This window comes from uncultured Arcticibacterium sp. (assembly GCF_964021845.1).
In the GTDB taxonomy this organism is placed as follows: Bacteria; Bacteroidota; Bacteroidia; order Cytophagales; family Spirosomataceae; genus Arcticibacterium.
The window spans coordinates 1,401,922-1,416,422 of record NZ_CAXHZC010000001.1 but is presented as its reverse complement, the minus strand read 5'-3'; the positions used below and the strand labels follow the sequence as shown (position 1 = coordinate 1,416,422).

Below are 14,501 nucleotides of genomic sequence, written 5' to 3'. Positions count from 1 at the left end.
TTTAAAATACAGTTGATAAATACTCCATTGCTATCCCTGGACTAGCCAAAATTGGGACTTTTTTATCTTCTTCAGATAGCTGGCCTACCACGCGAGCCATGGATGCTTGAGCTAATAAAATCACATCTACTTTGGTAGATAATTCTATGAGTGCTTCCGCCACCATTTTGTCGTGAACTTCTGGTTTCCCTCCCATTAAAGCTTCAAAAGCCCCTTCACAGAGTTTTGAAGTTAATTCTATTTCTTTTCCTGCCTTTTGAGCTCGTCTGAGTACCAAGTCGCTTGTTGGCCCTAGAGTAGTAGGCAGCGTAGCCACCACACCTATTTTCGTTCCCATTTCCACAGCTTTATCTGCCATTGGCTGGTCTACCCTAAGTACAGGCACACCTGTTAGTCCGGCAGCAGTTTCCACTGCCGACCCTATGGAAGAACAAGTCACCATGATATAATCTGCTCCCGCTGCTTCTGCAGAACCCACATAATCTACCACGCGTCTAGCGGTGTCTTGAGTAAACTCGTTTCTAGCTATCGTATTTTTTATCAAACTGTCATCCACAATATTAAAAACCTTAATATCCTTACCCTTTAGGTATTGGTCTATCAACTCTTGAAATACCGGCACCAGCGTGGCCGAAGTGTGAATTAGTCCTAATGTCTTGCTCATAGTTTTAAGTATTTTCGTTTAATTACCTTGTCTTAATAGTTCAAAATAGGTTTCATCGCCTACTTGTCCACCTTTCAAATTGATTTGCATTTTGTCAACTGGCGAGTTGCGAGCATATGCCACGCACAATGGTGCCCCTGGATAAATAGGTGCAATCATCTCTACCGCTTCTATGCCTAAATTTTTGGCGACATAGCCAGAGGTGTCGCCCCCCGCTATAACGAGCCTTGTAATCGGTACTTTTTCCAAAGCTTTTCTGGCAGCCAAACCTAAAACCTTACCAAACTGGCTTGCGATATTTTCACCAGAAGAATATGCTTTGGTTTTGGCCAAACGTGGGTCATTTGGTCCTTTACATGTATGCAGAATTACACTTCTACCCTTTAATAGCGAATCCACCATTTTATTGGTGTAATCGCTTATTCTAGAAGCTGTTTTTTCCTGGTCTAACACATCAGAGTCAACGGCTATTTCATAAAATCCGTTTTCTACAGCCCATGTAATCTGCTCACCTGTAATGGGTGAACAACTGCCAGAAAGCACGATTATAGCTTTTTCAGGTTTAATATTTTTCCAGTTTTTTTGTTCTTTGAATGTACCTTGTTGTGCCCAAAAGTTCCCAAGAGCTTTTGCAATACCAGATGAGCCTAAAGAAAAAAGAGTCTTTGTTTTGGACGCTAGTCGCTCAAAAGATTCCCCAATTTTAGATAGTTGGTTTTCATACATGGCATCAAAAAATATCACTTTCGTATCTTCTGAAATCATTTGGTCAATCTTATGTGAAATTTCATCAATTTCGCCTTCAATATCGACCAAATCTATTAAGCCACTTTTACCGCTATATTGCTTAGATAAATGCAATTTTAAGTCTGATTCATCCGCAGGTGTAGTGGGATGATTACTCATGGAAGGATGGCGGTCTAATCTATAAATATCTCCCTTAGAACCAGCCCCCATACGAGCATATAAGTTTCCAAAAGCCGAGTACCTCCCTAAGTGTGGTGCAGCTACTAGAATAGGTACTACATTTTGCCCAAAAACCTTGTTGCCGCAGTTAATTGCAGTACCTAGATTGCCAATTTCAACGGAAGAATCAAAAGTAGAACATACTTTATAATGCACATACTTTGGTGTCAAATTTTTAAAAGCTTGAAACGCAGGAAGCAGCTCATCCTCCATTTCTTTAGGTGGCATAGCTCGTGTCAATCCTGCAATTCCAATTGCGTCTAAATCTTCAAATTGTCCTAAAAGTTCAGGTGTAGGGATATCCAAAAACAACACCGTTTTTAGTCCAGCTCTTGAAAGGGATTCTAGTGCATCCGTAGAGCCCGTAAAGTCATCGCCATAAAATGCTATTTGGATGTTCATTACTTACTACCGAATTTTTGTACCGACTCACCAAATTCTTTACAATCCTTAGCCGTTTCTTGAAGTGTTTTGCCATCCACAGCACCTTTCCAAGCTTGTTTCAAAGCCCTCACTCCACCTGCAGGGCCAGATGGATGTGCCATTATTCCACCACCTGCCATGTAGAGTAAATCAGTAGTTTGAGTTCTTTTATAAGTTTCAAAAGCTTGTCCGCCCCATTGACCTGAAGAAACTACGGGTAAAATGCCTTGCTCATTTATAAACGGTTTTAAGCAAGAATTTATAGAACGAACCACGGAGTCATCCGACTCCCAAAATTTGTTTTCAATACCGTTAACATGCAATTGGTCTACACCAGCAAGCCGCCAAATCTTGGAATAGGCAGGAAAATTGATTCCCAAAAGAGGGTGACGATTTAACATTCCGTAGCCATTTCTGTGACCATGAATAGATAGCTCACCCATCTCACTAATTTTCTTGGTAGCAGCCCAACCCACGCTGTTTATACTAATCATTGCACAGGAGCCCCCATGTTTCACTATCCACTCATATTGGCTTTGCATTTGGTCTATGTCGCCACTAATATTGTAGGCGTACATTACTCTTTTTCCAGTTTTATCTTGATGAGCATTGATTGCTTTTTGAATCGTTTCTACCCTTTTTTCAAAAGGAGAATTGGACGTAGAAGTCATTAATTCATCATCTTTCACAAAGTCAATTCCTGCTTCTGCTAATACTTTTACTAGGTCTGCAGTATATTCTGGCGTTAAGCCTACACTTGGCTTTATGATGGTGCCAATCATGGGCCTGTCGGAAGAAACACTTGCTAAATCCTTAGTTCCTTTTATTCCAAACCGTGGTCCTTTAAATTTATCGGTAAAAGACTTTGGTAGATTGAAGCTATCAAGCTTTAAACCTGTAAATTGTTTCAGTTCATATAGGTTTCCTTGTAAGGTAGAAACTAAAGCGGGTACATTGGTACCAAAGTTTTCTTCAGACCAAGAGACTGTGATTTTCGCTCTTTTAAAGGTCATGTTTGAGCCAAAATCACCTGGTAAACTTGGCTGTGAGGCTGATTCTAGTTCCTCTATTTGCTCTACACGTGCAGCAAAACGGGCTTTTAATTCGTCAGATTCACCAGGGACAGAAACGAAAGTTCCACTTGATTGCTCGCCAGCTAAAACGTGTGCAGCGTCTTTTAAATCATAGCACGTTTCTACTAAATAGGTAGCCGTAATACGTTCCATTTTATAAGGGTCAATTTTCTTATTTTATCGCTAATTATTTTTTTAAGATCTTGCTAATATGATTTTGAAAACCTTAATTTGAAAAGTAAAGAAAGCAAATTAATCGTAAATAAAAGAAATTAAACGAAAGTGAATTCCGTATGGGCTAAAGTTTTAAAAAGCTTAGATTAGCGATTTCAAACCAATATTGTTCAATCAAAAAACACTCGAGAGTTGTGATAATATATTTAATATGACTAATATTTTTTATACTCAAAGAGGTTATAATAAAGGTCTTAATGTTAAATTAAGAGCCTCTCGTTTGGTCTGATTTATTAGTTTATTAAACTAAGTTTTTATAAGCCGATTCTTACCCTAAAATATTCAATTATTCAACCCAAAAAAATCTTCAAATGAGAAAAAAGCTTCTAAATCTCCTTATTGGCTTGTCCATTTTTACTAGCAATGCTACCGCACAGTCGGAAGATTCTTCTTCCTTAAAACTTTGGTATAGCTCTCCAGCCAATTCTTCTATCAAAGATGATATAAGCACTTACAAAGATGATGCAGAATGGCTAAAAGCACTTCCATTAGGAAATGGAGCTTTGGGTGTAATGGTATTTGGTGATGTGAATAAAGAAAGAATTCAGCTGAGTGAGGAAACTATGTGGTCTGGAAGTCCTGATGATAATGACAATCCAGATGCTTTTAATTCGCTCGCAGAAATTAGAAGCTTACTGTTTCAGGGAAAATATAAGGAAGCCACGGAGCTTACCAATAAGACACAAATATGCATTGGAAGTGGCTCTGGGAAAGGTCAAGGTTATAAAGTGCCTTTTGGAAGCTTTCAAACACTGGGTGATTTATGGTTAGATTTTAACAAAAATGAACCCTACACAAACTACCATAGAGAGCTTGATTTAAATGATGCCATGGTACGGGTAAGTTATACGCAGGGTGGTGTGAAGTTTAAAAGAGAAATTTTTACAAGTGCTCCTGACCAGGTCATGGTAGCCAATTTTACGGCAGATAAAAAGGGTAAGGTTTCCTTCTCTTGTGGCATGGACAGACCAGAACGTTTTACTACGTTTTCGGAAGGAGACCAATTGGTATTGACAGGTGCACTTTCAAATGGAAAAGGCGGTGATGGCTTGCAATACATGGCAAGATTAAAAGCTGTTGCTAAAAACGGAACAGTAGTCAGTAAAGATGGAAAATTGACAATTTCGAATGCTGATGAAGTAACGCTTTATCTCTCCGCATCTACAGATTATAAATTAGAATACCCTATTTACAAGGGGCGAGACTATAAAACTATAACCAAAAGCAACATTGAAAAAGCCAGCGAAAAAGCATACAGCATACTTTTAAACGAGCATATAGCCGATTATCAAAATTATTTTAAGCGAGTGGCTTTTGATATTACAAACGGAGAAAAGGATTTAATACCTACCGATGAGCGATTAATGGCTTTTAAAGATTCGCGGAAAAGCGACAAGCATTTGGCGGAGCTCATGTTTCAGTATGGTCGTTATTTGATAATTTCATCATCTCGTCCTGGTACTATGCCGGCTAATCTTCAAGGAATTTGGTCTAATAAAATTAAAACCGCTTGGAATGGCGATTATCACACCAATATCAATCTGCAAATGAATTATTGGCCAGTAGAGTCTACCAATTTACCAGAAATGCATTTGCCCTTATTTGACCTAATTGAGTCATTGGTAGAGCCAGGCTCCAAAACGGCTAAAACGCACTACCATGCAGATGGATGGGTGGTGCACCCTATTACCAATGTTTGGGGCTATACTTCACCAGGTGAAGCCGCTAGTTGGGGAATGCACACTGGTGCGGGGGCATGGATTTGTCAGCACATAGGTGAGCATTATGCTTTTACGGGTGATAAGGATTTCCTGAAAAGAATGTATCCCACGTTAAAATCTTCGGTAGAATTTTCACTTAGCTGGTTGGTTACAGACCCAAAAACCGGACTATTAGTTTCTGGTCCAGCTGCTTCTCCAGAAAATTCATTCATAACTCCTGATGGCAATAAAAGCCAAATTAGCATGGGACCTACACATGACCAACAAGTTATTTGGAGCTTGTTTGATGACTTCTTAAAGGCATCAAAAGAATTAGGAATAGCGAATGAATTTGTAACCAATGTAGCAAATGCACAAAAGCAATTACTGGGATATAAAATTGGAGAGGACGGAAGGTTAATGGAATGGGCAAGCCCTTTTGAAGAAGCTGATGCAGGTCACCGCCACATGTCACACCTATTTGCATTGCACCCTGGCTCGCAGATTAACGTTTTAGAAACGCCTGAGTTAGCTGAAGCCGCGAAAAAGTCACTGAATTTTAGATTATCAAATGGTGGCGGTCATACAGGATGGAGTGCCGCATGGCTGATAAGTTTGTATGCCCGACTTTTAGACGCTGAAAAGGCACTTGAAAACGTGGATCGAGTTTTTCTTAAAAGCACCAATCCTAATTTATTCGGTAGCCACCCACCATTCCAGATGGATGCCAACTTTGGTTTTACTGCTGGTGTTTCTGAAATGTTACTACAAAGCTATAAAGGCATTATCCAGTTATTACCTGCTTTGCCTGAAGAATGGAGCAAGGGAAATGTAAATGGTTTGGTAGCTAGAGGTGGTTTTGAAATAAATATGAATTGGTCAAACGGAAGCTTGAAAGGGGCTTCTATCACATCAGGACACGGAAATTCTTGCGTACTTCAAACAAAAGTTGAATTAGAAGTGAAGAATGTTAAAACTGAAGTTTCAAAAGTGACAGTCAATAATCAGGTTTATTTCAGGACTTCGTTCAATACTGAAATAGGGGATACGTATGAGATTTTGGTTAAGTAAATGGATGTGATTTTTATGTTCTTTAGTTCTTGGTATGTTTTTGGATACTTACATTAATAGGACTTTGAGGTATGAAATGATGCCTCAATGAAGGGCCGCCAGATTAAACACACAAACAAAAGATGGAAATAGACATTAATCAACGGAAAATATCCATTGGTGCGGAGTACAACATTCATTTAGATGGTAAAGGAGCTTTTAATGCAAGGAAGGAGCTATTTACTATTCTGAGTGAAATAAATTTATTTAATAAAACTCAAGGTAAGTCAAGATACCAGCTAAATCAAAAATGGGCATGGTTTAAAACGTCTTACGACTTAATTAGATATGATAATAATATATTCCAGTTTCGGACAAAGAATCTTTGGAAGCTACATTATGAATGCCAGGTAGCCGGCGATTTATATGAAATATTTGGGCATAGAGGGAGAAAGCATTCAATCTATAGAAATGATAAACAAATTGCTTGGTGGGACAAAGAAGCAGTAAGTTGGTTCTCTGGGGATAATTACAGACTAATTGCAGATAATGATTCTGATATAGAACTATTGATTTCTTTTTGCCTAATTATGGATAATGTAAAGTCTCAAAACAAAAAAGGAAACACAGTTACAGTTGATCTGGGCCACATTGGATTTCAGGCAAAGGAGTTTAACCCTAATTGGAGGCCTAAAATTTAAGCCTTACAGCGAAGCCCTCAAAGTCAAATAAAATGGAACTTCAATATGTTCTTTGGTATTATTCTGAATCAATTGGGCTGTTTTTTGACCCATCATCTGGAAATCTGTAGAAATGGTGGTAATGCCGTTTAGTATTACTTTTTTTAGCGGTGTTTCGTTATAAGAAATAACGCCCACGTCAGTTCCGACTTTAAAGGGAGAGGCTATCGCTTTTTCTACCAAGGATATTAAATCGCTCTCTGTGATGCTGATGTAGGCCACACCTTTTTCAATTTCCTCTTCTAATAATCCACTGATAGCTTCCAGTTCAAAAGAATATTGTTCACAAAAGCGAGATAGGCCGGCTAGTATCTCTTTAGGGTGATGTGCATCTTGAGGGAAAATTATTTTTATCTTTTGATACTTCGCAAGAGCGTCTCGTGCTTGCTCCATGGCATTGAAAATGTCTGCTTTGAAGTTTTGACATACAGCACCGTATTCGCCTTTGATTCCCTGAATAGGTTTGTCCACCACTATTAACTTTTCACTAGGTATCTCTGAATTGATAAACTCATGTATCCTTTCGCTTCCTTCTGTAAAATGCGGAATGACTACATAATGGGTGTAATTCTGGTTGTTGTTTTTAAGGAGTTTTTTGAAATAGTTATAGTCATTATTATAAACGTAAAAGTCTATGAATACTGTTTCGTCTAAAGAAGCGACTAAGGAATCATATATGATTTTCTTATGAGCGTTTAGCTTATTGGCCAGTAAAAGAATGTTTGGCTGAGGATGGTAGGTGGTACTTTTTATAAAATAACTCTTGCCGGGTACGGAATCTAGGATTCCCATTTTTTTTAAATACTTATAACCCTTTTCGGCTGTATCTCTTGATATATCACAGCCATAGCTTAATTCATTGATAGAGGGCAAGGTTTCATCTTTCTCCATGGCCGACTTGCTGATGGCTGCTAATATAGAATTAGCAAGCTGTAGGTATTTGGGCGTAGCCGAATAACCATCTATCGAAATGAGCTGTATTAGCGGGTGTTCTTTCATTTATTATTTCTAAGCTTTTGATAGGGATGGTAAGGTGTCAATAAAGATACTATTCTTTCCAATACTTTTCAAGTACCATTCGGTCGCTCTAAGTACAAGTGATGATTGTGGATGAAAATGGATGTAAAAACATATTTAATTGAATATGTGTTATCGTTTTGCTTTTATTTACTGTCAAAGGTTGCGATAAATGAAAGTAAAAGAAAATAATAGAAAGTATTAATAACTTTATTTGGTGTTCTTTTTTCTCTCCCATTCTCAAAAGTGAACTAAGAATATTCACCTTAAATATCTCCTAAGTTGACTTATATTGATGTATTATATTGGAATAGTTTAATTATAAAAGTGAGTTTGTTGAATTAAGTACTTTAAAATTAGTCTATGGTTCAGGATGGCTCAGGACAGTCAGCTCATTTGTGAGGTTTACTTTTACCTAGTAAATACTATACTTTTTAACCAGAAAATCACATTTCTAATGTAAACCTTAATATTATGAAGTCAACTCTATTTATTAAATACCTCAGGTATTTTACTATTATTTTCTTTTCCTTTTGCGTTTTGCAAGGTTTTGGTCAAACAAAGCTTATAACGGGAAAAATTACAGACGAATCAGGCGAGCCTTTAACAGGTGTGTCTGTGGCAATGAAAGCCAGCACCGTCGGAACATTTTCAAATCAAGAAGGGCGTTACAGTATAAGTGTTCCTGATAATGCAGTGTTAGTATATTCTTTCATAGGAATGAAAACACAAGAAATTACAATTGTCAACCAATCTAATATTGACGTGGTATTGCAAGATGACTTCCTAAACTTAGAGGAAGTGGTGGTTATAGGATACGGAACTCAGAAAAAAGTTAACTTAACTGGTTCTGTAGATGACGTTTCTGGGAAAGTATTAACCACAAGACCTCAAACAAATTCTGCCAACTTACTCCAAGGTCGCCTTACCGGAGTGGTGGTTACACAGCCGGGTGCTGAGCCTGGTTTGAATACTCCCAACATTCGTATTAGAGGAATGGGCTCTTTTGGTGCGGGGAATGACCCTTTGATTTTGATTGATGGTGTATCAGGTTCTCTTTCAAACCTTTCTCCTGCAGATATTGAAAGTGTTTCTGTTTTAAAAGATGCCTCTTCGGCGGCTATTTACGGAGCACGTGCTGCCAATGGTGTGATTTTGGTGACTACTAAAAAAGGTAAAAAGGGTGCTCCAGTAATTACAATTAGTAGTAATATATCTGTTCAATCTCCCACTAGATTGCCAGATTTAATATCGAACTCTGCCGAGTACATGGAAATGTTAAATACGGCATCTGCCAACGATGGAAAAGCATTGCCTTATACTCAAGCGAACATTGATGCTTACCGTAATGCACCAGCAGGAAGTAGCGAGTATCCTAATTTTGACGCTATTGACTATTGGTTTAAGAATGCTACGGTTACGAATAACAACATGTCTATATCTGGTGGTGGCGAAAAAAATACATACAGTGTTTCTTTCAATGCTCTTAACCAGAATTCTATGATTCCGGGTTATAAGTTTGACCGATATAACGGTCTTGTTAAAAATGACCTAGAACTTAGTAAGTGGTTAACCATTGGAACATCGGTAAATCTTACAAGCAAATACACAGGTCAGCCTGCTGCTAACTCATTATTTACGCCAATGTATATTTATACTACTAGCCCGCTTAATGAGCCTTTTCTTCCAGACGGAAGTGGCCGTCCTGTAACGAGGTCGTATGCTGGAGAAGCTCCTATACGTGGTAGACCTAGTCTTCAGGAAACGTTTCTGATGGGAAATCAGTATTACAAAGAGGTTAACTTAAACCCTCAGATTTACGTAGACTTCATGCCTTTTAAAGGTTTTAAATTAACTACAAAAGCGGCGGTAAACTATGTAGATATATTCTACAAAATGCATCAGCAAAATTATACGGCTTATTCATTACATGAAAAAGACCCTGTAACTGGAGATTACCTTGCTATTCCTAAAAATGCGGATGTTTTAGGTGTAACGGATGATTATTCTAAAGATTATACCAAAACTTTTTACTCTGTAGCTACCTATGAAACTACACTTTCAGATGACCATGACGTCATGCTTTTGGGAGGTTATGAGCAGAACAGCTTCAGGCATCAGCAGCTTAGAGCTACACGCTCTAATACCGTAAATCCTGACCTTACGGAGTTACAAGCTTATACAGCTGAAAATCAAGAGTTATTTAAACAAACAGCTAGAATGTTGGGCTATAATGCTCCTTATGAATGGTCATTACAGTCTGTTTTTGGACGTGTTAATTACTCTTTTAAGCACAAATATCTGCTTGAAGGTAATATCCGTTATGACGGAACGTCTAGAGTGTCGCCAGATTATAGATGGGGTGTATTTCCTTCAGTATCTGCTGGTTGGGTAGCTTCTGAAGAAGGCTTTTTGAAAGATAATGTAAGTTGGCTAAGCAACTTAAAACTAAGAGGTTCTTATGGTATTTTAGGAAACTCCGATATTGGAGCTTATGCATATCATGATAACCTTGACATTACGGTGGCTTATCCATACGGTTCCTCTTTAACGCAGGGAGCAGTTGTTAATACTTTTAGAGACCAGAGTTTAAGATGGGAAACTACGAGAATTGCAGATGTAGGATTTGACTTAGAAGTTAAGAACGGATTATTTGGAGTAACTTTTGACTGGTTTGATAAGTTTACTTATAATATTCTTGCCAAGCAGCCTATTCCTGCTAGTATGGGATTATCAGACCCTACCCTAAATGATGGTAAAATGCGTAACCGTGGTTATGAATTGTCTTTGAAACACCGTAATCGTATTAACGATTTAAACTACAATGCTTATTTCCAGCTTTCGCAATATAAAAATGAGGTAGTTCATATTAGCTCTCCAAGTATTGGAAACACTATTAGAGCTGTTGGTTTCCCGTATAACCAAATGAACCTATACATTTTTGATGGAATCATTCAGGAGTCTGATATTGGTAATGGTTCATTACCAACTAGTACTTTAAATCCTAATCAAAAACCAGGTGATTTAAAGATGAAAGACCTTAATGGTGATGGTGTTATTAATGGTGATGACCGTCAGCCGGTCAATGGTTTATACCCTAAATTTGCTTATGACTTCGGTGTTAACTTTGATTACAAGCAGTTTGGTTTAAACATCTTTTTCCAAGGGATAGAAGGTCAAAAATCAGTGATGTCATATTGGGGACCACAGCCTTTTGCTGGAGGAATGCCGCCAATGACAAAATGGAGAGATGCATGGACTCCTGAAAACCCAAGCAATGTACTTCCGGCATTACATACTGACGGATATGCTGGTGTAAACAGTTATAGCAACTCTACTTATTTCTTGCAAGATGGATCTTACTTACGTTTGAAAAGTGTGATGCTGTCTTACGCTATTCCTAATAATATTACGAGTAAAATTAAAGCTAAAGATTGTACTGTTTTTGTGTCGGGTGATAACCTGTTAACATTTACAAAGTTTGAAGGGCAAGACCCTGAGCGTTCATTAACTTCTTATACGAATGTTTACATGTCGTATCCGCAGGCTCGAATCCTGAACTTTGGCTTAAATCTTAAATTCTAAAAAAGTATTACAATGAAGAATAAATATAAAATTTCACAATTTTCAATTACCGTCTTGTTGGTATTTTTCTTGAGCTCTTGTGAGAAAGACTTTCTAGATAAAAATCCACTGGACAGTGTGGCCAGTCAAGGATTCTGGAAAACGAAGGCAGATGTAGAAACCGGCTTAGCTGGTGTGTATTCACGTTTACAAAGTAACTTTTTAGGTTATGAAAGAATCTATTTTGAAGGTCTTACAGATAATGCTTATAGTGTTATAAACTTTAACCAACGAAACATTTTTGAAATGACCTTGGGGAATATTTCACCTACTACAGGTGGAGCTATTTCAAACATGTATTCGTCGCCATACCGTGCCATCACCAGTTGTAACGTGTTCCTTGAAAATGTAGACAAGGCACAAGAAAACGTAGCTGCTAATCAGTTAGATATTTATAAGGCAGAAGTAAGATTTATTAGAGCCTTGAGTTACTTTGATTTAGTTCAGTTATTTGGAGAAGTACCTCTTTACAAGAAATACTTCACTACCATTGATGAAGGAAGAATAGCTAAAAGTAGCCAAGAAGAGATTTATGCATTAATTGAGGAAGATCTGAATTTTGCAATTTCTAAATTGCCAGATACCAAATATATGGGTCACGCAGTTAAAGGGAGTGCACAGGCTTTGCTTGGTAGAGTATTGTTAACACAAGAAAAATGGAATGACGCTGCCACCGTTTTGAAACAAGTGATTGATGGTGGGAATTTCCAATTGGCTAATAGTTATAATGATATTTTCTTGGAGAATGGACAGGCAAATCCGTCAATAAACTGTGAGATTATGTTCTCTACCAATTATGCCATTGGTAACCCACAGCGTTCTTCTCCTCAGCCAGCAGGTTATGAAATAGAAATGGCCAACTGGGCCCTTTTACAGCCTTTCAAAAGTTTTGCGGACAGCTATCAAATGACAGATGGAAAAATGGCAAACAGCACATCGTTGGATACTACTAATTATGCTAACCGTGACCCTCGTTTGTACATGACCATGAAACTTCCAAGTGAAACATGGACCAACCCAACTACCCAAGTAGAGCAGGTGATAGACAATCCAAGTTTGACTGGTTTCATAATGGAGAAATATGTAGACCTTAATAAGGTGCCTATTTCAGGTGCTACGGCTCCTACATCGCACCAAGATTATGTTCATTTACGTTATGCTGATGTACTTTTAATGTATGCTGAGGCTAAAAATGAAGCTTCTGGTCCTGATGCTACCGTGTATTCTGCTATTGACCAAGTTCGTGCAAGACCTACGGTAAATATGCCGCCAGTAGCACAAAGCGAATACAGCACCAAAGAAGCCTTACGTCAATATATTCGTGACGAGCGTAGAGTGGAGTTGGCTATGGAGGGTTTGCGTTATTTTGACTTAAAACGTTGGAAGTTGGCAGAGTCAAAACTTAATGGTATGCCTACGGTAGGTTCACAGCCTATGCAGTTTTTACCTAAAAACTACCTATTACCTTTTCAGCAAAGTGAACTAGATAGAAATCCAAACCTAGTTCAAAACCCAAATTACTAATAACCTAGTTTAAGTTTACCTGAAGTGTGTTTTGGGGGAGAAGTTTTACTTCTTCCCCTTTTTAGTTTTATTTAGCAATAGTGAAAGCAACAAAGGCCAGGAGGCAACATGAAGATTGAAATTCTTATCTTAATTTAAGCTTTTGAACAGGCAAATTGACTGCCCAAAAGTGATAGATATTTCCGCTTCAGATGTTTAAACACCATGCTTATTGGTAAAATGTAGCAGCACGTGGCTGAAAAAATAATCATTGTCAATGCGTTTGACGGTTTACTGTCAGAGGTTTAAGTAAGCAAGGTCAAAGGAATTATTACCCGAAAAGAGACGGTTGCTTTTACGGATGATGGCGTAAATATGTATTAAAACTCTCCCTTTTTTCTTCTTCCTAAAGTCATACCTATTACTCCAAGGAGAATTAGTCCGCTGGCTATTACAGAGGAGGAATCTAATACCTCGTCGGCGATGTAAAAGCCGATAATAATGGCAACTATGGGGTTTACAAAAGCATAAGTCGATGTTAAAATTGGTGGAGCATTATTGATAAGCCAGATATAGGCTGAATAACCAATGAAAGAACCAATGAAAATCAAATAGGCCATGGCCATCAAAGTAGAACTAGACATGGTTTGAATAGCAGATAGCTGATTACTTTCTAAAAATATGGATGCAAAGAGTGCAAAAATCCCCCCAGCTAACATTTGAAAACTTAAGCCAGCCATGCCTTTAGCTTGTCTAGTTTTTGTGCTCATTAAGGAGCCAAATGCCCAAATGAGCGAGCTGAAAAATACAATTAGAATAGGTATAATTTCAGTAGAGCTGATACCACCTTTTAAGCCGAAAGGATTAAATAAAAATAGAACTCCAATTAGGCCTATTATCATTCCAGAACCCGAAAGTAAGGAAGGTTTGGCTTTGCTAAAGAAAAAGAAATCTAAAAGGAACATCCAGATTGGTAAAAGTGCTACTAAAAGTGCCACCAAGCCAGAAGGTAAAAACTGAATGGCATAAGCCAGTGAACTAGTTCCAAATCCTGTCAAAAGTAATCCGATAAACATACTTCCTTTTGCGTCTTTAAGACTAGGCATTTTTTTTGCAAACAAGAGGAAAATAAATAGGATAAGACCACCAATAAAAAAGCGTAAGCCAGTGAGTAGGAGAGGGCTAAGGTCTTCTAAACTTATTTTGACCCCCATGTAGGTACTTCCCCAAACAATGTATACTAAAAGAAGGTTAAGGAAAAGATTGCTTTTGTAGTTGTTGAAAAAGTTCATCAGATAAATTTACTACTATTTAAGTCAACAAAATTAGAAGAATAGCAAGTGTAAAAAGTTTAAGGCTTGTTTATTTTTAAGGCAGTTGGTTTTCTTTAAAAGAAACTAGGGAATAGTGCTATTAGTATGCTTTTAAATTGGCGTATGGTAGGCTATAGGCCAAAGTTAAATGCCGTCAAATTTGACGGCATTTATACAAACTAATAAACCACTCT

9 protein-coding genes are annotated in these 14,501 nt (G+C 37.8%); 4 read left to right on the top strand and 5 right to left on the bottom strand.

Annotation, left to right across the window (positions count from 1 at the left end):
- Position 1: 1 nt before the first annotated feature.
- The 3 genes from AADJ06_RS06060 to AADJ06_RS06050 are packed head-to-tail and all read right to left on the bottom strand — an operon-like array spanning position 2 to position 3,279.
- Complete coding sequence (locus tag AADJ06_RS06060) at positions 2-664, bottom strand: aspartate/glutamate racemase family protein (protein ID WP_341225514.1); 663 nt, start codon at positions 662-664, stop codon at positions 2-4.
- A gap of 18 nt (positions 665-682) precedes the next feature.
- Positions 683-2,032, bottom strand: coding sequence for a four-carbon acid sugar kinase family protein (locus tag AADJ06_RS06055; RefSeq protein WP_341225513.1), 1,350 nt, complete (start codon positions 2,030-2,032; stop codon positions 683-685).
- Complete coding sequence (locus AADJ06_RS06050) at positions 2,032-3,279, bottom strand: ribulose-bisphosphate carboxylase large subunit family protein (protein WP_341225512.1); 1,248 nt, start codon at positions 3,277-3,279, stop codon at positions 2,032-2,034. The genes AADJ06_RS06055 and AADJ06_RS06050 overlap by 1 nt, the downstream gene beginning before the upstream one ends.
- Before the next feature lie 392 nt (positions 3,280-3,671).
- Here AADJ06_RS06050 and AADJ06_RS06045 point away from each other — a divergent pair, with 392 nt between their 5' ends.
- Both AADJ06_RS06045 and AADJ06_RS06040 read left to right on the top strand, forming a co-directional pair.
- Positions 3,672-6,131 (top strand): glycoside hydrolase family 95 protein, encoded by a 2,460-nt coding sequence (locus AADJ06_RS06045; RefSeq protein ID WP_341225511.1) that lies wholly within the window; start codon positions 3,672-3,674, stop codon positions 6,129-6,131.
- 122 nt (positions 6,132-6,253) lie between these two features.
- On the top strand, positions 6,254-6,811 hold the full coding sequence (locus AADJ06_RS06040) for a hypothetical protein (protein ID WP_341225510.1): 558 nt from the start codon (positions 6,254-6,256) through the stop codon (positions 6,809-6,811).
- Between the two features lie 3 nt (positions 6,812-6,814).
- Here AADJ06_RS06040 and AADJ06_RS06035 read toward each other — a convergent pair whose 3' ends face one another.
- Positions 6,815-7,849: a transcriptional regulator gene (locus AADJ06_RS06035; protein ID WP_341225509.1), complete on the bottom strand. Its 1,035-nt coding sequence runs from the start codon at positions 7,847-7,849 to the stop codon at positions 6,815-6,817.
- A 492-nt stretch (positions 7,850-8,341) separates the two neighbouring features.
- Between AADJ06_RS06035 and AADJ06_RS06030 the strand changes: the two genes are divergently transcribed.
- Together AADJ06_RS06030 and AADJ06_RS06025 are read left to right on the top strand one after the other, a co-directional pair.
- Positions 8,342-11,452 carry a TonB-dependent receptor gene (locus tag AADJ06_RS06030; protein WP_341225508.1) on the top strand — a complete coding sequence of 1,037 codons (3,111 nt, stop codon included), beginning with the start codon at positions 8,342-8,344 and terminating at the stop codon, positions 11,450-11,452.
- Between the two features lie 12 nt (positions 11,453-11,464).
- On the top strand, positions 11,465-13,015 hold the full coding sequence (locus AADJ06_RS06025; RefSeq protein ID WP_341225507.1) for a RagB/SusD family nutrient uptake outer membrane protein: 1,551 nt from the start codon (positions 11,465-11,467) through the stop codon (positions 13,013-13,015).
- Positions 13,016-13,374: 359 nt separating this feature from the next.
- Here AADJ06_RS06025 and AADJ06_RS06020 read toward each other — a convergent pair whose 3' ends face one another.
- Positions 13,375-14,286, bottom strand: a complete 912-nt coding sequence (locus AADJ06_RS06020; RefSeq protein WP_341225506.1) for an EamA family transporter — start codon at positions 14,284-14,286, stop codon at positions 13,375-13,377.
- Positions 14,287-14,501: the final 215 nt, after the last annotated feature.

Bases quoted from the DNA above. Each gene is read 5' to 3' on its own strand.
- AADJ06_RS06060 (WP_341225514.1), bottom strand. From the start codon at position 664: ATGAGCAAGACATTAGGACTAATTCACACTTCGGCCACGCTGGTGCCG.
- AADJ06_RS06055 (WP_341225513.1), bottom strand. From the start codon at position 2,032: ATGAACATCCAAATAGCATTTTATGGCGATGACTTTACGGGCTCTACG.
- AADJ06_RS06050 (WP_341225512.1), bottom strand. From the start codon at position 3,279: ATGGAACGTATTACGGCTACCTATTTAGTAGAAACGTGCTATGATTTA.
- AADJ06_RS06045 (WP_341225511.1), top strand. From the start codon at position 3,672: ATGAGAAAAAAGCTTCTAAATCTCCTTATTGGCTTGTCCATTTTTACT.
- AADJ06_RS06040 (WP_341225510.1), top strand. From the start codon at position 6,254: ATGGAAATAGACATTAATCAACGGAAAATATCCATTGGTGCGGAGTAC.
- AADJ06_RS06035 (WP_341225509.1), bottom strand. From the start codon at position 7,849: ATGAAAGAACACCCGCTAATACAGCTCATTTCGATAGATGGTTATTCG.
- AADJ06_RS06030 (WP_341225508.1), top strand. From the start codon at position 8,342: ATGAAGTCAACTCTATTTATTAAATACCTCAGGTATTTTACTATTATT.
- AADJ06_RS06025 (WP_341225507.1), top strand. From the start codon at position 11,465: ATGAAGAATAAATATAAAATTTCACAATTTTCAATTACCGTCTTGTTG.
- AADJ06_RS06020 (WP_341225506.1), bottom strand. From the start codon at position 14,286: ATGAACTTTTTCAACAACTACAAAAGCAATCTTTTCCTTAACCTTCTT.